The 21731-nt window shown below is 60.9% G+C and carries 22 protein-coding genes and 2 tRNA genes; 19 read left to right on the forward strand and 5 right to left on the reverse strand.

Annotated elements, in window-relative coordinates; all coding sequences use genetic code 11:
* The first annotated feature begins 130 nt into the window (after positions 1-130).
* The 11 genes from glpK (at position 131) to CCD76_RS06830 (ending at position 10175) form a co-directional block, all read left to right on the forward strand.
* On the forward strand, positions 131-1636 hold the full coding sequence (gene glpK / locus CCD76_RS06780; protein WP_087718776.1) for a glycerol kinase GlpK: 1506 nt from the start codon (positions 131-133) through the stop codon (positions 1634-1636).
* Complete coding sequence (locus CCD76_RS06785) at positions 1633-2361, forward strand: MIP/aquaporin family protein (protein ID WP_087718778.1); 729 nt, start codon at positions 1633-1635, stop codon at positions 2359-2361. Before glpK ends, CCD76_RS06785 begins: the two co-directional genes overlap by 4 nt.
* A 202-nt stretch (positions 2362-2563) precedes the next feature.
* A tRNA-Val gene (locus CCD76_RS06790) sits at positions 2564-2640 on the forward strand.
* A gap of 30 nt (positions 2641-2670) precedes the next feature.
* Positions 2671-2747, forward strand: a tRNA-Val gene (locus CCD76_RS06795).
* Positions 2748-3141: 394 nt separating this feature from the next.
* Positions 3142-4239 carry an ABC transporter ATP-binding protein gene (locus CCD76_RS06800; RefSeq protein WP_087718780.1) on the forward strand — a complete coding sequence of 366 codons (1098 nt, stop codon included), beginning with the start codon at positions 3142-3144 and terminating at the stop codon, positions 4237-4239.
* A gap of 12 nt (positions 4240-4251) precedes the next feature.
* A complete protein-coding gene (locus CCD76_RS06805) occupies positions 4252-5355 on the forward strand; it encodes an ABC transporter ATP-binding protein (RefSeq protein WP_087718781.1) in 1104 nt (367 codons plus the stop codon).
* Positions 5352-6215: a carbohydrate ABC transporter permease gene (locus CCD76_RS06810; RefSeq protein ID WP_087718783.1), complete on the forward strand. Its 864-nt coding sequence runs from the start codon at positions 5352-5354 to the stop codon at positions 6213-6215. The genes CCD76_RS06805 and CCD76_RS06810 overlap by 4 nt, the downstream gene beginning before the upstream one ends.
* A gap of 7 nt (positions 6216-6222) precedes the next feature.
* A complete protein-coding gene (locus CCD76_RS06815; protein WP_087718785.1) occupies positions 6223-7023 on the forward strand; it encodes a carbohydrate ABC transporter permease in 801 nt (266 codons plus the stop codon).
* 29 nt (positions 7024-7052) lie between these two features.
* Positions 7053-7325: a DUF2160 domain-containing protein gene (locus CCD76_RS06820; protein WP_087718787.1), complete on the forward strand. Its 273-nt coding sequence runs from the start codon at positions 7053-7055 to the stop codon at positions 7323-7325.
* A 158-nt stretch (positions 7326-7483) separates the two neighbouring features.
* On the forward strand, positions 7484-9160 hold the full coding sequence (locus CCD76_RS06825; RefSeq protein ID WP_218776988.1) for an ABC transporter substrate-binding protein: 1677 nt from the start codon (positions 7484-7486) through the stop codon (positions 9158-9160).
* A gap of 181 nt (positions 9161-9341) precedes the next feature.
* Complete coding sequence (locus CCD76_RS06830) at positions 9342-10175, forward strand: HDOD domain-containing protein (RefSeq protein ID WP_087718790.1); 834 nt, start codon at positions 9342-9344, stop codon at positions 10173-10175.
* Positions 10176-10214: 39 nt separating this feature from the next.
* Here CCD76_RS06830 and CCD76_RS06835 read toward each other — a convergent pair whose 3' ends face one another.
* The 4 genes from CCD76_RS06835 to CCD76_RS06850 form a co-directional block, all read right to left on the reverse strand.
* Entirely contained in the window at positions 10215-10688 is a 474-nt protein-coding gene (locus CCD76_RS06835) for a GAF domain-containing protein (RefSeq protein ID WP_087718791.1), read from the reverse strand.
* Between the two features lie 133 nt (positions 10689-10821).
* Positions 10822-11622, reverse strand: a complete 801-nt coding sequence (locus CCD76_RS06840; RefSeq protein ID WP_087718792.1) for a MetQ/NlpA family ABC transporter substrate-binding protein — start codon at positions 11620-11622, stop codon at positions 10822-10824.
* A gap of 172 nt (positions 11623-11794) precedes the next feature.
* The gene (locus CCD76_RS06845; protein ID WP_087718793.1) at positions 11795-12448 is read right to left on the reverse strand and encodes a methionine ABC transporter permease; all 654 of its coding nucleotides are present in this window, start codon (positions 12446-12448) and stop codon (positions 11795-11797) included.
* Positions 12429-13472: a methionine ABC transporter ATP-binding protein gene (locus tag CCD76_RS06850; protein WP_087718794.1), complete on the reverse strand. Its 1044-nt coding sequence runs from the start codon at positions 13470-13472 to the stop codon at positions 12429-12431. The genes CCD76_RS06845 and CCD76_RS06850 overlap by 20 nt, the downstream gene beginning before the upstream one ends.
* A 278-nt stretch (positions 13473-13750) precedes the next feature.
* On the opposite strand from CCD76_RS06850, the gene CCD76_RS06855 reads away from it, so the two are divergent.
* Entirely contained in the window at positions 13751-14341 is a 591-nt protein-coding gene (locus tag CCD76_RS06855; RefSeq protein WP_087718795.1) for a malonic semialdehyde reductase, read from the forward strand.
* A 102-nt stretch (positions 14342-14443) separates the two neighbouring features.
* Here the strand turns inward: CCD76_RS06855 and rutR are convergent, their stop codons facing one another.
* A complete protein-coding gene (gene rutR / locus CCD76_RS06860; RefSeq protein ID WP_087718796.1) occupies positions 14444-15091 on the reverse strand; it encodes an HTH-type transcriptional regulator RutR in 648 nt (215 codons plus the stop codon).
* Positions 15092-15485: 394 nt separating this feature from the next.
* On the opposite strand from rutR, the gene rutA reads away from it, so the two are divergent.
* The 7 genes from rutA (at position 15486) to CCD76_RS06895 (ending at position 21693) form a co-directional block, all read left to right on the forward strand.
* A complete protein-coding gene (rutA, locus tag CCD76_RS06865; RefSeq protein WP_087718797.1) occupies positions 15486-16589 on the forward strand; it encodes a pyrimidine utilization protein A in 1104 nt (367 codons plus the stop codon).
* Positions 16586-17371 (forward strand): pyrimidine utilization protein B, encoded by a 786-nt coding sequence (gene rutB, locus CCD76_RS06870; RefSeq protein WP_087718798.1) that lies wholly within the window; start codon positions 16586-16588, stop codon positions 17369-17371. Before rutA ends, rutB begins: the two co-directional genes overlap by 4 nt.
* A 2-nt stretch (positions 17372-17373) precedes the next feature.
* Positions 17374-17760, forward strand: coding sequence for a pyrimidine utilization protein C (gene rutC, locus CCD76_RS06875; protein ID WP_087718799.1), 387 nt, complete (start codon positions 17374-17376; stop codon positions 17758-17760).
* Positions 17761-17796: 36 nt separating this feature from the next.
* Positions 17797-18570 carry a pyrimidine utilization protein D gene (gene rutD, locus CCD76_RS06880; protein ID WP_087718800.1) on the forward strand — a complete coding sequence of 258 codons (774 nt, stop codon included), beginning with the start codon at positions 17797-17799 and terminating at the stop codon, positions 18568-18570.
* 132 nt (positions 18571-18702) lie between these two features.
* Complete coding sequence (locus CCD76_RS06885; protein WP_256961179.1) at positions 18703-19167, forward strand: flavin reductase; 465 nt, start codon at positions 18703-18705, stop codon at positions 19165-19167.
* Positions 19168-19264: 97 nt separating this feature from the next.
* Positions 19265-20779: an NCS1 family nucleobase:cation symporter-1 gene (locus tag CCD76_RS06890; protein ID WP_087718802.1), complete on the forward strand. Its 1515-nt coding sequence runs from the start codon at positions 19265-19267 to the stop codon at positions 20777-20779.
* A 287-nt stretch (positions 20780-21066) separates the two neighbouring features.
* A complete protein-coding gene (locus CCD76_RS06895) occupies positions 21067-21693 on the forward strand; it encodes a riboflavin synthase subunit alpha (RefSeq protein WP_087718803.1) in 627 nt (208 codons plus the stop codon).
* Positions 21694-21731: the final 38 nt, after the last annotated feature.

The following is a 21731-nucleotide window of genomic DNA, read 5'->3' on the forward strand; positions in this document are numbered from 1 at the left end:
GAAAGCGAATTCATATTGTTGTCAATCGAAAATAAAAATAGGGTTGATAGTCTGAAAACGAACCTTCCGGTGTAGCGATTCCGATCATGGGTCGCGTTCCGGCTGAACGTGACCATCAAGGAGTAAAACGATGGCTTCATATATTCTGTCTATCGATCAGGGGACGACGAGCTCCCGGGCGATACTGTTCGACCGCCAGGGTCAGGTCGCGGGCGTGGCTCAGGAAGAGTTCGCTCAGCATTTTCCGCATGATGGTTGGGTCGAGCACCATACCGACGATATCTGGCAGTCGGTGTTGCGAACCTCTCGTCAGGTCATGCAGAACCTGGGCGTTTCCTCCAGTGACGTTGCCGGCATCGGAATTACCAACCAGCGCGAAACCACCGTGCTGTGGGATCGCAAGACGGGCGAAACGCTTCACAACGCCATCGTCTGGCAGGATCGACGCACCAGCAGCTATTGCCGGGAACTGATCCAGCAGGGCCACGAGAACTTCATCCAGGAGCGCACGGGGCTGCTGATCGACCCTTACTTCTCGGCGACCAAGATTCGTTGGCTGCTGGACAACGTGGAAGGCGCTCGGGAGCGGGCCGAGCGTGGCGATCTGGCTTTCGGGACGGTCGACAGTTTCCTGCTGTGGAAACTCACCGGCGGCAAGGTGCACGCCACCGATGCGACCAACGCTTGCCGTACCTGTCTGTTCAACATCCATACCCAGGCCTGGGATCAGGAGCTGCTCGATCTGTTCCAGATTCCGGCGTCGCTCATGCCCGAAGTGCTAGACTCCAGCGCCGAGTTCGGCATCACCACACCGGAATTGCTGGGCGGCCCGATCCCCATCGCGGGGATTGCCGGCGATCAGCAGGCCGCGCTGATCGGCCAGACCTGCTTTTCTCCCGGCATGTGCAAGAGCACCTACGGTACCGGCTGTTTCATGATCATGAATACCGGCGATACGCCGGAGGTTTCCAGAAACCGTCTTCTGACGACGGTGGCCTACCGCCTGAACGGCAAGCCGACCTACGCCATGGAAGGCAGCATTTTCGTGGCGGGTGCCACCGTGCAATGGATGCGGGACGGTCTCAAGCTCTTCGGCACGGCTTCCGAAACCGAAGCGCTGGCCCGCAAGACTCGGATGGGGCACGGCGTCTATCTGGTGCCGGCGTTCACCGGTCTGGGGGCGCCGCATTGGGATCCGCAGGCCAGGGGGGCGATCTTCGGCTTGACGCGGGATACCGGTATCGCCGAGATCGTGGCGGCCGGGTTGCAGGCCGTCTGCTACCAGACGCGCGATCTGCAGGGTTGCATGGACGACGACATCGAGGCTCGCATCGACCGCCTGCGCGTCGACGGCGGCATGGTCAGCAACAATTGGGTCATGCAGTTCCTGGCGGACATGCTGGGCGTCCCGGTGGACCGGCCCACGATTCTGGAGACCACCGCGCTGGGCGCGGCCTATCTGGCCGGATTGCAGGTCGGCTGGTATTCGAACCTCGAGGAGATCAGCGCGCTCTGGCGCTGCGAGCGTACCTTCGAACCGCAGATGACAGAAGCCGAGCGGGAACGGCTCTACAGCGGCTGGCTCGATGCCATATCCCGCGTGAAGTGTCGTGACCAGACAGGTGCGGAAGCATGATCTGGGAGGTCATGCGCGGCGAATTCCTCGGCACGATGTTCCTGATCGTGTTCGGCGGTGGTGTCGTCGCCAATGTCGTGCTCACCAACACCAAGGGTAACGGTTCGGGGTGGATCGTCATCGCGACGGGGTGGGGCTTTGCGGTCATGATCGGCGTCTTCGTGGCGATGGCCACCGGATCGCCGCAGGCCGATCTCAACCCCGCCGTTACCTTGTCCAAATGGATTCTGGGCATCCATCAGGGGGTCGAGCTGGTAGGCTCGATGATCGCCGCGCAGATGGCGGGCGCCTTCGTGGGGGCTATCGGTGTCTGGCTCGCCTATCTGCCTCACTGGCGGTGTACTGAAGATAGCGCGGTCAAGCGGGCGGTATTCTGTACCGATCCGGCGGTCTCGCACCGGACCGGCAACCTGCTCTGCGAGCTCATTGGTACGCTGGTGCTGATCTTCGGCATCGGCGCGATCGCCAGCTCCGGGACGATCAGCGACGGTCTGCTGCCTTACCTGGTCGGCATGCTGGTCTGGGCGATCGGGCTGTCGCTGGGCGGGCCTACCGGATACGCGATCAATCCCGCACGGGATCTGGGGCCGAGGTTGGCTCACGCCGTGCTGCCCATTCACGGCAAGGGGGACTCGGGCTGGCAGTATGCCTGGGTTCCCATCGTCGGGCCGCTGGCGGGCGCGGTGGTTGCCGCGCTGATGTGGCAGCGCCTGTTGCCGGTTTGATGGCAGGTGCCAATGGGCAGCGGTATTCAGGCGATGCGACGTGGCATTGCGGTAGATGGCGCGTCGCTCGCCGGCCGAAAGCGAATTGTCTCGACATGACAGGCAGTTGGCGAAAATTTTTTATGTGTAGAGGGTTGCATTCCGCGGCTGCCCGGGTAGAATTCGCATCCGTTGTCACGGCGAGCCCGCCGCAACACGAAGTAGGACCGTAGCTCAGTTGGTTAGAGCGCCACGTTGACATCGTGGAGGTCAGCGGTTCAAATCCGCTCGGTCCTACCAATACAGATTGGGCTTGTGACGACTACCTACAGGACCATAGCTCAGTTGGTTAGAGCGCCACGTTGACATCGTGGAGGTCAGCGGTTCAAATCCGCTTGGTCCTACCAGATTTCGAAACCCCGAGCTCCGGCTCGGGGTTTTTTGTGTCCGTTATTCCATTCTTACCATCCGCCATCCGCCATCCGCCATCCGCCATCCGCCATCCGCCGCTGACGAATCGTCATCGGTCACCGAAACGCCATTCGCTTCCGCCGACCGTGTTGGTTTCCGAACAAGTAGTGTTGGAAACCCGCCTCTTTCCACTGCCGTTATTATCGTAAAGCGAGTGCTACGTGTTGGACATTAGTGGTTAAGACTAAGGTGTTAAATATTTTAAGTTCATTCAAATCAAACAAATAGAATTCTTTTTTTATTAGTGACGCTGATTCCTTTTTTGGTCGTATAGCTTTATGAAACGGCTGTTCTAGGATGCTCGAAAGAGAAAAAGGAACGGCGCCACTCATGTCATTACAACTCGACAACGTGACACTGTCCGTGCGGGGCGAGACCTATATCGATAATGCCTGCCTGACGCTGGAGCCAGGGTCGTTCAATGTGCTGCTGGGGCATACGCTGGCGGGAAAGACGACGTTGATGCGGCTGATGGCCGGCCTGGATATGCCGGATCGGGGAACGGTGCATCTTGGCGGACGGGACATGACCCATGTGCCGGTACGCCAGCGCAATGTCTCGATGGTCTATCAGCAGTTCATCAACTATCCCACGTTGACGGTTTTCGACAACATCGCTTCGCCGCTCAAGCAGGCCAAGGTATCTCATCAGGAGATCGCCCGACGAGTCGAGGAGACCGCCGCGATGCTGGGCATCCAGCACCTGCTGGGACGATACCCGCAGGAGCTCTCCGGCGGCCAGCAGCAACGCACGGCGATGGCTCGCGCACTGGTCAAGGACGCCGACCTGGTACTGTTCGACGAACCACTGGTCAACCTCGACTACAAGCTGCGCGAAGCTCTGCGGGTGGAAATGCGCAAGCTGTTCGAGTCGCGCCATACCATCGCCGTCTACGCCACTACCGAACCCGCGGAAGCGCTGGCGCTGGGCGGCACGACCACGCTGCTGCACCAAGGCCGGATCGTCCAGAGCGGCCCCAGCGACGAGGTCTATCGCCACCCTTGCAACCGGGAGGCGGCGAGCCTGTTCGGCGAGCCGCCCATCAATCTGATGCCGATGACGATACGCGGCGAGGAGTGTCGGATTGCTGGCTTGCATCAGCCGCTGCCGGACGTGTGGCGTTCGCTGCCGGCCGGTGAGTACCAGGTGGGTATCCGACCACACCACTGGTCGCTGCAGCCGCTCGATGAGCCAGCGTTTCGCCTGCCGGTCATCGTCCGTGTGGCGGAGATCAGCGGCTCCGAGACATTCCTGCATCTATCGCATGACCGGATCGACCTGGTGGCGCATTTGATCGGCATTCACGAGTTCGGCGTCGACCAGGCTCTGGAGATGCAGGTGGCCTGTCGCCAGCTGTTCGTGTTCGAACCGGATGGCGACCTGGTGTTGTCGCCGTCTTCGCCGCTGCCAGCGCCTGCGAGCGTTTGAGGAGATCCAGACATGGCGGAAATTCGCCTGGAGCAGTTGGCGCACAGCTATCACGGCAACCCTTCGAAACCTGCCGACTATGCCTTGCGACATATGGAGCACGTGTGGGAACAGGGCGGGGCTTACGCCTTGCTAGGCCCTTCGGGCTGCGGCAAGAGCACGCTGCTCAATATCATTTCCGGACTATTGGTGCCCTCCGAAGGGCGTGTGCTTTACGACGGCAAGTCGGTCAACGATCTCAGCCCGCAGCAGCGCAACATCGCTCAGGTTTTTCAGTTTCCGGTGGTCTACGACACCATGACCGTATTCGAGAATCTGGCGTTTCCGCTACGCAATCAGGGACATGACCGTGATCGCATCGATCATCGAGTGCGCGAGGTGGCCGAGGCGTTGGAGATCGAACCTCTATTGAGCCGCAAGGCACAGAACCTGACTGCGGACGAAAAGCAGAAGGTGTCGATGGGGCGCGGCCTGGTGCGCGACGATGTGGCGGCCATCCTGTTCGACGAGCCGCTGACGGTGATCGATCCGCAGCTGAAGTGGCGGCTGCGGCGCAAACTCAAGGAGATCCACCAGCGCTTCAACGTGACAATGGTCTACGTCACCCATGATCAGCTCGAAGCGTCCACCTTCGCCGATAAGATCGCAGTGATGTACCAGGGACAGATCGTGCAGTTCGGCACGCCGCGAGAGCTGTTCGAGAATCCGCAGCATACCTTCGTCGGCTACTTCATCGGCAGCCCCGGCATGAACCTGCTCGACATCACGCTGGGCTCGTCAGGGGTCGAGCTCGAGGGGCGAGTGCTGCCAGTGGAGGAATCGATCGTCGCGCAGCTGCGTCGAGGAGGCGAAGGGCGTCTGCAGCTCGGCATCCGTCCGGAGTTCGTGCAGCTCGTCGCCTCCGAGGCGTCGACGCTGCACGGCCAGGTGGATCTGGTCCAAGACCAGGGCACCTTCAAGATCGTCGATGTGCGTCTCGACACGCCGTCGGCGGCCGTGATCAAGGCGCGTCTGGGTGAAGAGCAGCTCGTACCGGAAGGGCGTGTCGGACTGACGTTCCCGGCGGCCTGGCAACGTTTCTATCGTGATGACCGGCTGGTGGAGATCATGCCATGAAACCCTATAACAACAAGGCCTGGTGGCTGGTGTTGCCCGTCTTCGTGCTGGTGGCGTTCAGCGCCATCATTCCGATGATGACGGTGGTCAATTACTCGGTACAGGACATCTTCGACCCGAGCACGCGCTACTTCGTGGGCACCGAGTGGTATCGGGAGATTCTCACGGATCCCAGGTTGCTGGATTCGCTGATGCGGCAGTTCGTCTATTCATTTTGCGTGCTGGCCATCGAGGTGCCGCTGGGCATCATCGTCGCGTTGTCGATGCCGCGGCGGGGGCTGGGCGTGCCGTTCAGTCTGATTCTGCTGTCTCTGCCGTTGCTGGTGCCGTGGAACGTGGTGGGCACGATCTGGCAGATCATCGGCCGAGAGGACATCGGCCTCTATGGCTGGACCCTCAACAGTCTCGGGCTCGACTACAACTACGCCTCCAACCCGCGGGACGCCTGGGCGACGGTGCTGGTGATGGATGTCTGGCACTGGACGTCGCTGGTGGCGCTGCTGTGCTACTCCGGACTGCGCTCGATTCCGGACGTCTACTACCAGGCCGCGCGAATCGATCGCGCCTCGTCCTGGGCGGTGTTCCGCTACATCCAGCTGCCGAAGCTCAAGAACGTGCTGCTGATCGCGGTGATGCTGCGATTCATGGACAGCTTCATGATCTACACCGAGCCGTTCGTGCTCACCGGCGGCGGGCCGGGCACGGCGACGACGTTCCTTAGCCAGACGCTGACCCAGATGGCGCTAGGCCAGTTCGACCTGGGCCGGGCCGCGGCGTTCTCGCTGATCTATTTCCTGATCATCCTGCTGGTGACCTGGGTGTTCTACACCGCCATGACGCATAACGACAACAAGGGATGACGCCGCCATGAAATTGCGTAAAAGCCTGGTGATGCTGATCTATCTACTGTTCGTGCTGGTGCCGATCTACTGGCTCGTCAACATGTCGCTGAAGTCGAACCGGGAAATTCTGGGCGGTCTCACCCTGTGGCCGGCGGCGCCGACGCTGGACAATTACCGGGTCATCTTCACCGAGCCGACCTGGTACACGAGCTATCTCAACTCCCTCAGCTACGTGTCGATGAACATGCTGATCTCGCTGCTGGTGGCGTTGCCGGCCGCCTATGCGTTCTCGCGCTACCGCTTCCTGGGCGACAAGCACATGTTCTTTTGGCTGTTGACCAACCGGATGGCGCCACCGGCGGTTTTCCTGCTGCCGTTCTTCCAACTCTATTCGGCGGTGGGGCTGTTCGATACGCCGATCGCCGTGGCGCTGGCGCACTGCCTGTTCAACGTGCCGCTGGCGGTGTGGATTCTGGAGGGCTTCATGTCGTCGGTGCCCAAGGAGATCGACGAAACGGCTTATATCGACGGCTATACCTTTCCCAAGTTCTTCGTCCGCATCTTCTTGCCGATGATTCGACCCGGCATCGGTGTCACCGCGTTTTTCTGCTTCATGTTCTCGTGGGTGGAGCTGCTGCTGGCGCGGACGCTGACTTCGGTCGACGCCAAGCCGATCGTGTCGCAGATGACCCGCACGGTATCGGCATCCGGCATCGACTGGGGCGTGCTGGCGGCAGCCGGCGTGGTGGCACTGCTACCCGGCATCGCCGTGATCTATTTCGTGCGCAATCACGTTGCCAAGGGCTTTGCCCTGGGCCGCGTCTGATCGGCTCGCCGGAAAGAGAGGAGATCATCATGGGCTGGATGGCCTGGACACTACCGACGGCACTGTTCTTTTCGGCGATCGCGCTGATGCTGGTGGCGATGACGGTGTGGCAGACCGTATCCCCGGCGCGCGAGCGCAAAGGGTTCCTGCCGCTGGCCACATCGCGCGGCGACCGGCTGTTCATCGGCCTGCTGGCTTCGGCATACGTACATCTGCTGGTGCTGGCATTGACCGACTGGCCGCTATGGGTCGCGACCGCGATCTGCGTGGCAGGAATGGCAATCATCATGAAATGGGGGTAACGCATCGACCTGGGATCATCGTTCTTCATCGGGTAGCGCCACGATAGGACAAACGAAGGATAACAAAGAGGATTAACGCCATGTTCGATATCAAGCACGCCAAATCGTCTCGCCGAACGCCGCTTGGCATTGGCGTCGGGGTCAGTCTCGCGGGGCTGATGGCCATATCGGGAGCCGCAGTTGCTGATCAGTACCAGGACGCCGCCAAACGCTGGCTGGACGACGAGTTCTCGACCTCGACGCTCACGCCCGAGCAGCAGATGGCGGAGATGCAGTGGTTCATCGATGCCGCCAAGCCGTATCGCGGCATGCAGATTAATGTGGTTTCGGAAACGCTCACGACCCATAAATACGAATCCGAAGTGCTGGCCCGGGCGTTCAGCGAGATTACTGGTATCCAACTGACCCACGATCTGGTTCAGGAAGGGGACGTGATCGAGAAGCTGCAGACGCAGATGCAGTCCGGTCGCAATATCTACGATGCCTACGTCAACGATTCGGATCTGATCGGCACCCACGCGCGCTACGGCAAGGTGGTGCCGATTTCCGACATGATCGAGGGCGACGGGGCCGAGGTCACGTCGCCGACGCTGGATCTCGACGACTTCATCGGCCTGTCGTTCACCACGGGGCCTGACGGCAAGGTCTACCAGTTACCCGACCAGCAATTCGCCAATCTCTACTGGTTCCGCGCCGACTGGTTCGATGATCCGGAGATCAAGCAGCAATTCAAGGAGAAGTACGGCTACGAGCTGGGCGTGCCGGTGAACTGGTCGGCCTACGAGGATATCGCCGATTTCTTCACCAACGATGTCCACGATATCGATGGCGTGCGCGTCTACGGCCACATGGACTACGGCAAGAAGGATCCCTCGCTGGGCTGGCGTTTCACCGATGCCTGGTTCTCGATGGCCGGGGCCGGCGACAAAGGCATTCCCAACGGCCTGCCGGTCGACGAATGGGGTATTCGTGTCGAGCAGTGCCACCCGGTCGGTTCGAACGTCACCCGCGGCGGTGCAACCAATGGGCCGGCGGCGGTGTTCGCGACTCAGAAGTATATCGATTGGCTGCATGACTATGCGCCGCCGGAAGCTCAGGGCATGACGTTCTCCGAAGCGGGGCCGGTGCCGGCGCAGGGCAATGTCGCTCAGCAGATCTTCTGGTACACCGGCTTCACCGCCGACATGACGCAGCCAGGTCTGCCGGTGGTCAACGAGGACGGCACGCCCAAATGGCGCATGGCGCCGTCACCGGTGGGCCCATACTGGGAAGACGGCATGAAGAAGGGCTATCAGGACGTGGGTTCCTGGACCTTCATGGAGTCGACGCCCCAGAAGAACCGTCTCGCCGCCTGGCTCTACGCGCAGTTCGTGACGTCGAAATCAGTCTCTCTCCAGAAAACGCTGGTGGGGCTGACGCCGATTCGCGAGTCCGACATCCAGTCCGACGCGATGACCGAAGCCGCGCCCAAGCTGGGCGGGCTGGTCGAGTTCTATCGCAGCCCGGCGCGGCTGCAGTGGTCGCCGACCGGCACTAACGTGCCGGACTATCCCAAGCTCGCACAGCTGTGGTGGCAGTTCATCTCCCGCGCTGTCAGTGGCGAGACCAGTGCCCAGGAAGCGCTGGACGGTCTGGCGGACGCGCAGGATCGAATCATGGAGCGCCTGGAGCGCGCCAACGTCCAGCCGCAGTGTGGGCCGAAACTCAACGAGCCGCGCGATGCGCAGTACTGGCTGGACCAGCCCGGCGCGCCCAAGCCCAAGCTCGACAACGAAAAGCCGCAGGGCAAGACCGTTCCGTATGACGAGATGGTGAAGTCCTGGCAGGAGAGCTGAGTGAATTCTCGGACTGCAGCCACAACTCGAGGTTTTCGCGTCACCTAGGCGGCGACCTTCCCGCCGGTAGTCCGGCGGGATTTTTTTGCCCCGTTTTCGCCGGCAGCGGCGCTATTGTGCGCCTGGCCTCACGACTTTTGACCGGGCGGTAGCTACCATGGAGGGACAGCAGGAGTAGAACATGTCACTGAATTCGTTGTTCGAGCATATTCATCAGTTACCCAGCGTGCCCGCCGTGGTCACCGAACTGATCGCCAGTCTGGATAACGACAAGATCAGTATCCACCGCGTCTCGACCACGATTCATAAAGACCCCAACCTGAGTCTGAAATTGTTGCGCTCCGCCAATTCCGTGCGCTATGGCGTGGGTCGAAATGTAGCGACGATCGACGACGCCTTGTTGCTGCTGGGCTTCGACCGCGTGCGTACGCTGGTCATTGCCTCGGGCATGGTCGCTATGCTCAAGGAAGTGCCCGGTCTCGATCGCAAGGCGTTCTGGCGCGAGTCGTTCATGGTCGCCAATCTCAGTCGCACGATCGTGCGACATAGCCGCTTGCAAGGGCTGGCGCCGGAGACCGCTTTCACCTGTGGCATTCTGCATCACGTGGGCTCCGCGTTGATGCATATCGGTCACCCCGAAACCATGCAGCGGATCGACGCGCTGGTCGCAGAGGGCGCGCCGCGGGCCGAGCTGGAAGCCAACCAGTTCGGTTATACCTTCAGCGAGGTGGGCGCCGAGCTGGGGCGTCGCTGGCGCTTCCCCGAGCCCATCTGCAATGCGCTGACCTACCAGGGTAAACCGCTGGAATCCGTGCCGTTTTCGGCGTACGCCGCTGCCGTTCACCTGGCCATTGGTCTCTACCACGGTATCGCCAATGGGCGGCGCGAAGAACACGCCCTGGGTGAGATGCCGCGGGACGTTCGTCGGCCGCTCGCACTGGATCTGCTCTCGCTTTACGAGGAGATCCTGCAGAGCATGCGCACGGATGACGAACTGGATATTTTTCTGGAGTAAGCCCGAATTGCCGGATTTGACCGCCGTGGGACGGGGAGCTCAGACGACCGAGGTGTTGGTGTTCAGGTCGCTGGCCTTGGTGAACACGCTGCACAGGCGTTCGATGCCCGCCTGATCCTCGGCGTTGAAACGTGCAGGAACGGGGCTGTCGATATCCAGCACGCCCCACACTTTGTCGCCGACGACGATCGGTATCACCAACTCGGAACGCGAGGCCGCATCGCAAGCGATATGGTCCGGCACCGCATGGACGTCGTCGACTCGTTGCGTCTGACGTGAACGGGCCGCGGCGCCGCAGACGCCCTTGGTAAACGGGATCGGGTTGCAGGCCGGCAAGCCCTGGAAAGGACCCAGAACCAGCGTCTCGGGGTGGCGCTGAAGATAGAAGCCGACCCAGTTCAGCTCGCCTAGCGTCTGCATCAGGAAGGCGCTGGTCTGTGCGGCATTGGTCAGCCAGTCGCGAGTATCGAGCAGGGCTTGCAGCTGGCGCTCGAGGGAATCGTAGTCGGTCATCACGGGTTTCCTTGTCACGGGGAGAGGGTATCGAAACCAGAAACCAGCGCCCTGGGACGCTGGTTTCTGATTCGCTGCGGTGGCTAGCGAGAACCGGCCAGCGGATTCGCCGACCGGTGTCTGGCGACCCGGCTTACTTCCAGCCGGGAACGGCGCCACCCTCGAACAGCGCTTCGGCCTTGTCGGCGACGGCGTCCGACTGGTACGCCTTGACCAGTTCCTGAATCGCCTCGCGATCCTGATCGCCGCCACGCACCACGATCAGGTTGACGTAAGGCGAGTCCGGGCCTTCCTTGATCAGCGCATCATCCAGCGTCAGGCCGGCGGGCTGCGTGAAGGTGCTGTTGATGAACGCCATGTCGACGTCCTGCAGCACGCGCGGCATCTGGGCGGCCTCGATCTCCTTGAACGAATAATCGTGCGGATTCTCGGTGATGTTGATCGGCGTCGCTTCCAGGTTTTTCGGATCGTCGAGCGTGATCAGCCCGAGGTTGTCCATCAGGATCAGCGCGCGGCCTTCGTTGGTCGGATCGTTGGGTACGGCGATGGTCGCGCCGTCGGGCAGATCGTCGATGCTGTCGTACTTGGCGGAATAGGCGCCGATCGGATAGACGAACGTCTTGCCGGCAATGGCGAAATCATAGCCGCGGTCGTTGACCATCGAGCGCATGTAGGGCTCGTGCTGGTACGCATTGGCGTCCAGGCTGCCATCGGCGAGCGCGGCATTGGGCGTCACGTAATCGGTGAACTCGATGATCTCGACGTCGAGGCCGTACTTCTCCTTGGCGACCTGTTTTGCCACTTGCATGACATCGGTCTCGGGGCCGGCCATGGTGCCGACCTTGATGGTATCGTCGGCGGCATGCGCGGCACCGGCGACCAGGCCCAGGCTCAATGCGGCGGCGCTTAGCGTACGTGTGAGTGAAATCGGCATTGGCGAGACTCTCCCTGAACGATGTTGCTCATATCAATGTAGGGACGATGAATGGTGGAGCGATCCAAGATCGGCGTTCGCATTCATCGTCATCCGTTGTCCGCTGTAATATAACGGAATAACAGAAGACGCGGTAATTCATTCTGGTTATTAGTCTAGTGGAGGGCCGCAATCACTTGTGATCGCTCTTGCGCACCAGATAATCCCCCAGACTCTGGAATAGCTGCACCATGACCACAAGCACGACCACGGTGATCAGCATCACGGTCGGGTTGAAGCGGTTGTAGCCGTAGCGGATGCCCAGGTCGCCAAGCCCGCCACCGCCCACCGCGCCCGCCATGGCGGAGTAGCTGACCAGAGCGACGATGGTGATCGTCAGGCCATTGATGATGCCGCCACGCGCTTCCGGCAGCAGGACCTTCATGATGATCTGCATCGGCGTCGCGCCCATCGACTGGGCGGCTTCGACCAGGCCGGGAGAGACTTCGTTAAGCGCGCCTTCGACCAGCCGGGCGACGAACGGAATCGCGGCGATCGTCAGCGGCACGGCGGCGGCATTGGTGCCGATGGAGCTGCCGACGATCATGCGGGTGAACGGAATGATCGCCACCAGCAGGATAATGAACGGTACCGAACGCCCGACGTTGGTGACGATGCCGAGTATCGTGTTGACGACCGGCTGGGCGAGGATCTGGCGCGGCCGCGTCACATACAGCAATACGCCGAGGGGCACGCCCACCAGCGCCGACAGAATGCCGGCAACGGCGACCATGTAGAGCGTTTCCAGCGTGGACTGCCAGACGAGATCAATCAGTGCGCTGGACATGACCCATTACCTCCACTTGCAGATCAAAGGATTCGAGCGTTGTCAGCGCTTGTTGCGTCTGCGAAGCACTGCCCATCAGTTCGGCGATCATCAGGCCGAGCGTACGCCCCTGGATGGATTCGACCTTGGCCTGAAGAATGCTGACATCGATGCCATGTTCCCGGGCCAGGCGCGAGATCAGCGGAGTGGACACGCTGTCGCCGGAGAAGGTCAGCCGCACCACGGGGTGGGTGGTTTCGCCGGGCTCGGGTTCGAGCCGCTCGATCAGCGCCTGGGGCGCTTCCAGCTTGAGAAAGTCGTTCAGGAACTCCCGTCCCAGCTGCGTACCCGGCGCAGTGAAGAAGTCGCCGACATCGGCGTCTTCGACCAGGCGACCGTCGGAAATCAGCCCCACGCGATGACAAATGGTTTTCACCACTTCCATTTCGTGGGTGATCAGCAGGATGGTCAGCCCCAGTTGCTGGTTGATTTCCTGCAGCAGCGTCAGGATCGAGGCTGTCGTCTGCGGGTCGAGTGCCGATGTGGCTTCGTCGCACAGCAGCACCTTGGGACGGCTGGCGAGTGCGCGAGCGATGGCCACGCGCTGTTTCTGACCGCCGGACAGCTGCGCCGGATACTGTTTCGTCTTGTCCGCCAGCCCGGTCATCTCCAGCAGCGGAAGGACGCGCTCGCGAATGGTCTGGCGCGACTGCCCCATCAGCTCGAGCGGCAGGGCGACATTGTCGTAGACGGTGCGATTGGTCAGCAGATTGAAGTGCTGGAAGATCATGCCGCATTGATGGCGCGCCTGGCGCAGGGCGGCCGCATCCATCGCGGTCAGCTCCTGCCCGTCGATGATGACGCGGCCGGCGCTCGGGCGTTCGAGCAGGTTGACGCAGCGAATGAGCGTCGACTTGCCGGCGCCGGAGAGGCCGATGACGCCGTGAATCGTGCCCTTGGGCACCTGCAGGTCGATATCCTTCAGCGCCTGCACGGCACCGGGCCCGCTGCCGTAGGTTTTGGAGACGTTGTCCAGTGTGATCATTAGGCGTGTCGAAAGCGTCTGTCTGGGAGTCGGGGGAGCGGGGTGGGATTTCTCGCGCCTTGGGATATCACCGGCGCCAGCCCCGCTTCGATGAGGGCGCTAGTATACGGATCTCGCCGGACCAGAGCGACCGCTGGCGTCGGCTTCCGTCGCGAGATACCGTAAGCGACGGCGGCCGGTTTGCCGCCACACGGTTTCCGCTCTCAATGACAACTCTCTGCCTCAAGACTCAAGACTCTGTTTCAAGACACTTTTAAAAGACAACAAGGAGAAAGTCGATGCTGCCGTCACTCGATGATCAGGCCCTGGACCAGCTCTTTCTGGAAGCGCATACCCATAATGCCTGGCAACCGCGGGAAATTAGCGAGGAGACCCTGCGCAAACTCTACGAGCTGGTCAAGATGGGACCGACCTCGGCCAACTGCTGCCCGGCGCGCTTCGTTTTCGTTCGCTCAACGGCGGGCAAGGACAAGTTGCTGCCGTGCGTCTCTTCCGGTAACGCCGAAAAGACGGCGACGGCCCCTTGCACGGTGATCGTGGCCTACGACAAGCGCTTCTACGATCAGTTGCCGACGCTGTTCCCGGTTGCTGACGCCAAAAGCTGGTTCACCGGGAGCGAAGCCTTCGCCGAACAGACGGCGCTACGCAACAGTTCGATGCAGGCCGGCTATCTGATCCTGGCGGCGCGAGCCATGGGGCTGGATACCGGGCCGATGTCCGGCTTCGATCCCGAGGCACTGGACGAAGCCTTTTTCGCCGGTACCGACTGGACGGCCAACTTGCTGATCAACCTGGGTTACGGTGACGTATCCGGCGTCAAGCCGCGCCTGCCGCGCCTGGCATTCGAAGAGGCTTGCGAGCTCGCGTGAGCCTTTGAGCGGGCATTCGATCCCGCCCTGAGAACGCGCTCGGCCATTGAGTCGAGCGGGTTCTATCGACGCCAAGGTGGTGTCGCTGAGCTGACAGTCGTTTCAAGCCTCGTTCGATCGCGGCAGCAAGCCGCCTAACACGATACGTTGGATATTGTTGATGGTGGTCTCGAAGAACTCGGGATCGGCCAGCGTCTTTCCGGAGATTGCTTCGATCTGTACGGCGAAATCGGCGTAGTGCTGCGTGGTGCCCCAGAGCAGATAGATCAGGTGGTGAGGATCGACCGGTAGCAGACTGCCGCTAGCGATCCAGCCCTCGATGACCTTGGATTTTTCTTCCACCAGCGCGCGCAGGTCGCGTTGCAGTTCTTCCTTCAGCAGCGGCGCGCCCTGGATCATCTCCAGGCAGAAGAGTCGCGACGCCTGCGCATGATCCCTCGACAGCTCCACCTTGATACGAATGTAGTGACTGATGGCTGCTTCCGGGGACTGTTCAGCGTCGATGGCGCGTATCGGCTCCAGCCAGGTATACAGAATCTGCTGCAAGACCGAGATGTAGAGTTTTTTCTTGGATGGAAAGTAATAGAGCAGGTTGGTCTTGGAAACGCCTGCCTGATCGGCAATGGCGTCCAGGCTGGCCCCGCGCAAACCGAACTGGGAAAACAGCGAAAGCGCTGCATCACGAATGCGTTGCTTGCGAGCTTCACTGGCAGCGGCGCGGTCCGGGGCGGTGGGCGTGATTGGCGTCATGGGCTTCCTTGTTGGCAAAGACCTGAATGGCGCACCGATTTCCTATCCAGAGGTGTCGAGCCATGTCCATTACAGGTCGGCAACATTCGGCGGCACTTTATCATGTCCTTTCGGGGTTGACGCTATCGACCTGGATCCCTCGACTCGGTCAATGGTGAGTCTCGCTGTGCACCGAAATCGCTCGCATTGCCCATTTCTTGCGTCATTATCGCACGGCTTGTCTTTTCGGTTGGACCAAATGGTCTAACCGACTGTTTGCGTCGCGTTCCAAGTCATTGAAAACGGATACGGTGCGATGCATTGGCACGTCTGTTGTAAGGAATTCGTCAGGTGTCGCGGCCGATACAGGCCGGCGGCAGATACCGATAACGAGAGCCGAACGACGAGGTGACTCATGCAACTAGGTGTCTTTATCCCTATCGGCAACAACGGCTGGCTGATCTCCGAGAATTCGCCGCAGTACATGCCGAGCTTCGAACTCAACAAGGCGGTGACTCAGAAGGCCGAGAGCTACGGCTTCGAGTTCGTGTTGTCGATGATCAAGCTGCGCGGGTTTGGCGGCAAGACCGAGTTTTGGGAGCACGCGCTGGAGTCCTTCACCCTGATGGCGGGGCTGGCGGCCGTGACCTCGAAGATCAACCTCTACGCCACTGCGGCAACGTTGGTGATGCCGCCGGCGATTACCGCGCGTATGGCGGCGACCATCGATTCGATCGCCCCGGGGCGTTTCGGTATCAATCTGGTGACCGGCTGGCAGAAACCGGAATACAGTCAGATGGGCCTATGGCCCGGGGACGAGTACTTTGCCAAGCGCTACGCCTATCTCGACGAGTACACCACGGTGCTGCGGGAACTGCTGGAGACGGGGCGCAGCGATCTGAAGGGCGACTTTTTCCAGATGGATGACTGTCGCCTGAGCCCGCGCCCCGAACAGGGCGTCAAGATCGTCTGTGCCGGCCAGTCGAGTGCCGGCATGGCCTTCACCGCCAAGCACGCCGACTACAGCTTCTGCTTCGGCAAGGGTCTGAATACGTCAACGGCATTCGCCGATACTGCCGGGCGTCTCAACGCGGCGGGGAGAGAATCCGGGCGCGATATCGCTTGCTACGTGCTGTTCATGGTGATCGCCGACGAGACCGACGAAGCGGCCATGGCGCGCTGGGAGCACTACAAGGCCGGGGCCGACCAGGAGGCACTCGACTGGATGGCCGACCAGGGCAGCCAGGACAAGAGTTCGGGCAAGGATACCAACGTGCGCCAAATGACTGACCCCACATCGGCGGTCAACTTCAACATGGGGACCTTGGTCGGTTCCTATGCCAACGTCGCGCGAATGCTCGACGAGATCGATACCGTCGAGGGCATCGGCGGCGTGATGCTGACATTCGATGACTTTCTGGCAGGACTGGATACCTTCGGTGAGCGCGTGCAGCCGCTGATGAAGACCCGGGTCGACGTTGTCAACGCACCGACCGAGACGGCAGAGGTGGCGGAATGAGCGGTCTCAAGCAGACTCCAGTGGTCCGTCGTGGCGATGTCTTCGCCAACGACGAGATCGTGCTCGCCGGTCGCCCGGAAGCGATCGCGATGCCATGCTCCGAGACGGCATTGATCGTTGTCGACATGCAGAACGCCTATGCCACTCGGGGTGGCTACCTCGATCTGGCCGGTTTCGATGTCACCACCACCGGGCCGGTCATCGAGCGAATTGCCAAGGCGGTCAAGCTGGCGCGCGCGGCGGGTATCCAGGTGATCTTCTTCCAGAATGGCTGGGATGCCGAGTACGTCGAGGCCGGCGGCCCGGGATCGCCCAACTGGCATAAGTCCAATGCGCTGAAAACCATGCGTCAGCAACCCGAGCTGCATGGACAGCTGCTGGCCAAGGGTACCTGGGATTACGCGCTGGTCGACGAACTGAAGCCTCAGTCTGGAGACGTCGTGCTGCCGAAGCCGCGCTATAGCGGATTCTTCAACACCGCACTGGACAGCATCCTGCGTTCGCGGGGTATCCACCACCTGCTGTTTACCGGCATCGCCACCAACGTGTGCGTCGAGTCGACGCTGCGTGATGGCTTCTTCCTCGAGTATTTCGGCACCGTGCTGGAGGACGCGACCTATCAAGCCGGTCCGCTGTCGGCGCAGAGCAGCGCCATCTTCAATATCGAAACCTTTTTCGGCTGGGTGTCGAGCGTCGATGCCTTCGAGGACGCCTGCGCGGCTCGAACCGACGCCCGGCAGCCACACGCTTCATCCATGACTTCATCAGCAGCAGGAGAGTGATCATGCCCAAGACAAGTGTGATTCCCACCGGTTCCGGTGCGCCTCTGGCCCCATTCGTCCCGGGTAGTCAGGCCGATAATATCCTTTACGTTTCCGGCACTCTGCCGTTCGACAAGGAGAACAACGTGGTTCACGTCGGTGACGCTGCCGCCCAGACCCGCCACGTGCTGGAACTCATTCAGAGCGTGGTCGAGACCGCCGGAGGCAGCATGAGTGACGTCACCTTCAACTCGATCTTTCTGCGTAATTGGGAAGACTATGCGGCGATCAACGCGGTCTACGCAGAGTTCTTTCCCGGCGAGAAGCCGGCGCGTTACTGCATTCAGTGCGGGCTGGTGAAGCCGGATGCGCTGATCGAGATCGCCTCGATCGCGCATTTGCCTCACTGAGTCGTTGACTGACGCTCTGCCGGAAGGGTCTTTTCAATGCATTACGAAATACTGGGACGCACGGATCCCGACGCCCCGACGATTCTGCTCTCCGCGGGATTGGGTGGCGCCGGTCGCTTCTGGGAGCCGCAGCTGGCTTCACTGGAGACGACACACCGGGTCGTGATCTATGACCACCTCGGCACGGGTAAGAGCCCGGCCGAGCTGCCGAGCGGCTACGCGATCGATGACATGGCGCAGGAGGTGCTGGCCTTGCTCGACCGGTTGGACATCGAGCGCGTCGATTTCATGGGCCATGCCCTGGGAGGTCTGGTCGGGCTGCAGATGGCGCTGCTGGCGCCGGACCGGCTGGATCGGCTAATCGTGATCAACGCCTGGAGTCGTGTCGATGTCCAGAGCGAGCGCTGTTTTCGGGTACGTCTGGCGCTGCTCCAGGACAGTGGGATCGAAGCGTATCTGCACGCGCAGCCGCTGTTTCTGTATCCCGCCGACTGGCTGTCCGCCAACCACGACAGGCTACTGATCGAAGAAGCCCACGCCCTCGAACATTTCCCGGGAAAGCCGAACGTGCTGGCCAGAATCGGGGCGCTGTCGGCCTTCGACATCGACGCTCGGCTGGGAGAGATCGACACGCCCACGTTGGTGATTGCCTCGCGGGACGATCTGCTGGTGCCGTACACGCAATCCCGGCGCCTTGCCGAGGCATTGCCCAACGCACGACTGGAAATGTTCGACTATGGCGGGCATGGCCTGACGGTGACCGTTCCGGCGGCGTTCAACGCTTCGGTAGAACGATTCCTGACAACCTGATCACCGCTCGCCGATGACGTGATCGTCATAGTTGAGAGACAGGAGGGAGATTTCATGATGACGTCGTTACGAAAACCTGAATATGCGATGGAAGCACCAAGTACGGTTTCGCCATCGGAGTTCCGCGAAGCAATGTCGCGACTGGCTGCCGCGGTCAACGTGGTAACCACCAATGGACCAGCCGGACGCGCCGGCTTTACGGCATCTGCCGTGTGCAGTGTGACCGATGAACCGCCGACGCTGCTGGTCTGTATCAATCGGCGTGCCTCGGCTTTTCCGGCTTTTGCCGACAACCCCATGCTTTGCGTCAACGTGCTGAGCGCCGATCATCAGCAGGTTTCCAATATCTTTGGCGGGAAGACGCCCATGGCGGAGCGTTTCGCTCAGGCGGAATGGACGACGCACGAGACAGGCGTTCCGGTCTTGGTGAATGCGCTGGCGCATTTCGAATGTCGAATCGGGCAGCGCGTAGCGGTAGGCACCCACGATGTGCTGTTCTGCGAGATCGTGGCGATGTCGACCTGCAACGATAGCCAATGCCTGCTCTATTTCGATCGTCAGTACCATCACTTGCCCCGGCTCACCTCCAACGGCTGAACGGGAAGCAGCATTCCTGACCCTTTGGATAGAGCTTCACGACCTTCCAAGAACTTCTTGGCCCTTTGAGGGGTCACCACGGGATCGGAGACACACAATGACAATATCCGCTTCTCGCATGGTCGAACGTGACGGCAAGATCGAGCTCAGTCTCGGCGACGACGTCCGCGACAGTGCCTTTTTCAATCACGATATTGCGCCGACGACGGCCAGCGAGCGAACCTGGTCGAAATGGAACATCGCCGCGCTCTGGGTCGGACTTTCGATTTGCGTGCCGACCTATACCCTCGGCGGGGTGCTCACTGCCTATTTCGGGCTAAGTGTGGGCGAGGCCTTGGTCGCGATTCTGCTGGCCAATGTGATTCTGTTGATTCCGCTGACGTTGAACGCCTTTCCCGGGACCCGCTACGGCATTCCCTTTCCGGTAGTGTTGCGTTCTTCGTTCGGCATCCGAGGTTCGAATGTCCCTTGCTTGATCCGTGCGCTGGTCGGTTGCGGCTGGTTCGGCATTCAGACGATGTTCGGCGGTTTGGCCATTCATCTGCTGCTATCCGCGATCGTGCCGCCGTGGCAATCGCTGGGCGGCTGGGGACAAGTTCTCGGGTTCTTCATCTTCGCGGCGATGAATCTCTGGGTGGTGATTCGCGGTGCGGAGTCGATCAAGTGGCTCGAGACACTGTCGGCGCCGTTGCTGTTGCTCGTCGCCATCGGGTTGATGATATGGGCGCTGCCGCACGTTTCGCTGAGCGAGTTGATGGCGCAGCCACCGTCGCGACCGGAAGACGCATCGGTAACGACCTACTTTCTTTCGGGACTCACGGCGATGGTCGGATTCTGGGCAACTCTGTCACTTAACATTCCGGATTTCAGCCGCTTCGCCAAGAGCCAGAAAGATCAGATCGTAGGCCAGGTTATCGGGCTTCCGCTGACCATGTTCTTCTTCGCCGCATTGGGGGTAGTGATGACAGCGGCATCGGCTTCGCTGGTAGGGGAGACCGTCTCCGATCCAGTCACGTTGATTGGTCATATCGATAGCCCAGTCTGGGTATCGATCGCCATGGTGTTGATCGTGATCGCCACGATCTCGACCAATACGGCGGGTAATATCGTTTCGCCGACCAATGATTTCCAGAACATCGCCCCCAAGTTGATCAATCGCACGGGCGGTGTGCTGTTGACCGGATTGGTCGGTACCTTGCTGATGGGGTATGACCTGCTGCAGAAGGCGGGGGTGATCGTCTCCGACGTGACGCTTGAGAGTCTCTATTCCAACTGGCTGCTGGGTTACTCGAGCCTGCTGGGGCCGATCGCCGGGATCATGGCGGTGGACTACTTTCTGATCAAGCGTCAGCGTCTGGATGTGGCCGCGCTCTACCGCGATGACGGCCGCTACCCGGCAATCAACATGGCCGGTTTCATCGCCTTCGGCGTACCGGTGGTGCTGACGCTGATGTCGTTGACCACGGGGCTGTGGCAGTGGTTCTACGACTATGGCTGGTTTACTGGCTCGCTGTTGGGCGCAGTAGTCTATTACATCGCCGGCAAGGCGCTGGATCATTCGCGCGATGCGCCTTATGACATCCACACGGCGGACTCTGCCAGGGTTGGTTAGATAGGCTGACCAGTTGAATGTGCTGGCTGATCGAAACGAAAAAAGGCCACCCGTTCGGGTGGCCATCAACGCTGGACACACCCTTTTAGCGAGATTGCCCGGAGACCGGCGCGCCTGCAATCGGGAACAAATCGGCGCGATGAATTGTGGGCAATCTTAGAGTCAGCCGACGAGGGCGTCAATTTCCTGGCGAGCAGCGGCGGCGTGCTAGAATTCTCGTTCTTGTGGGTCGTCGAGGGCGTCTGCCGTCGGCGGCTCGTCATCCGCTTCAGGCGAGGGAGAGGTTCATGTTTACCGGGATCGTGCAGGATGTGGGGACCGTGGTGGCGATCGAGGAACGTGAGCAGTTGCGCACGCACGTGGTATCGATGGCGCCAGTGATGCGCGAGGGTCTGACGCTGGGCGCATCGGTATCTCACAACGGCTGCTGCCTGACGGTGACATCCATCGATGGCGACAATGTCAGTTTCGATCTGATGCGGGAAACCCTGCGCCTGACCAACCTGGGTGACCTCGCCACGGGGGACCGGGTCAATCTCGAAAGGGCGGCACGTTTCGGCGACGAGATCGGCGGTCATTCCATGTCCGGCCATATCATGGGAATGGCCAGGCTGGTGGAGATCGACGAGGCGCCCAACAACCGTCGGCTGTGGTTCGAGCTGCCGGCGGCGCTGGCGCGATTCGTGTTCGACAAGGGCTATATCGGCATCGATGGCATCAGCCTGACGATCGGGGAGGTGGAAGCCGAGCGCTTCTGCGTCAACCTGATTCCCGAAACGCTGGCCAGGACGACGATCGGCGAGCGTCTGCCGGGGGATCGGGTCAACATCGAGATCGATCCGCAGACCCAGGCCATCGTCGAAACGGTGGAGCGCGTGCTGGTCTCGCGCGATCGATCGGCTGGCGGGGCGTGACGATAATCGCGGTCGTCGCGACAGGTCGCGCCCTGGCG

The sequence above is a fragment of the Salinicola salarius genome (assembly GCF_002179555.1).
Taxonomy (GTDB): Bacteria; Pseudomonadota; Gammaproteobacteria; order Pseudomonadales; family Halomonadaceae; genus Salinicola; species Salinicola salarius_A.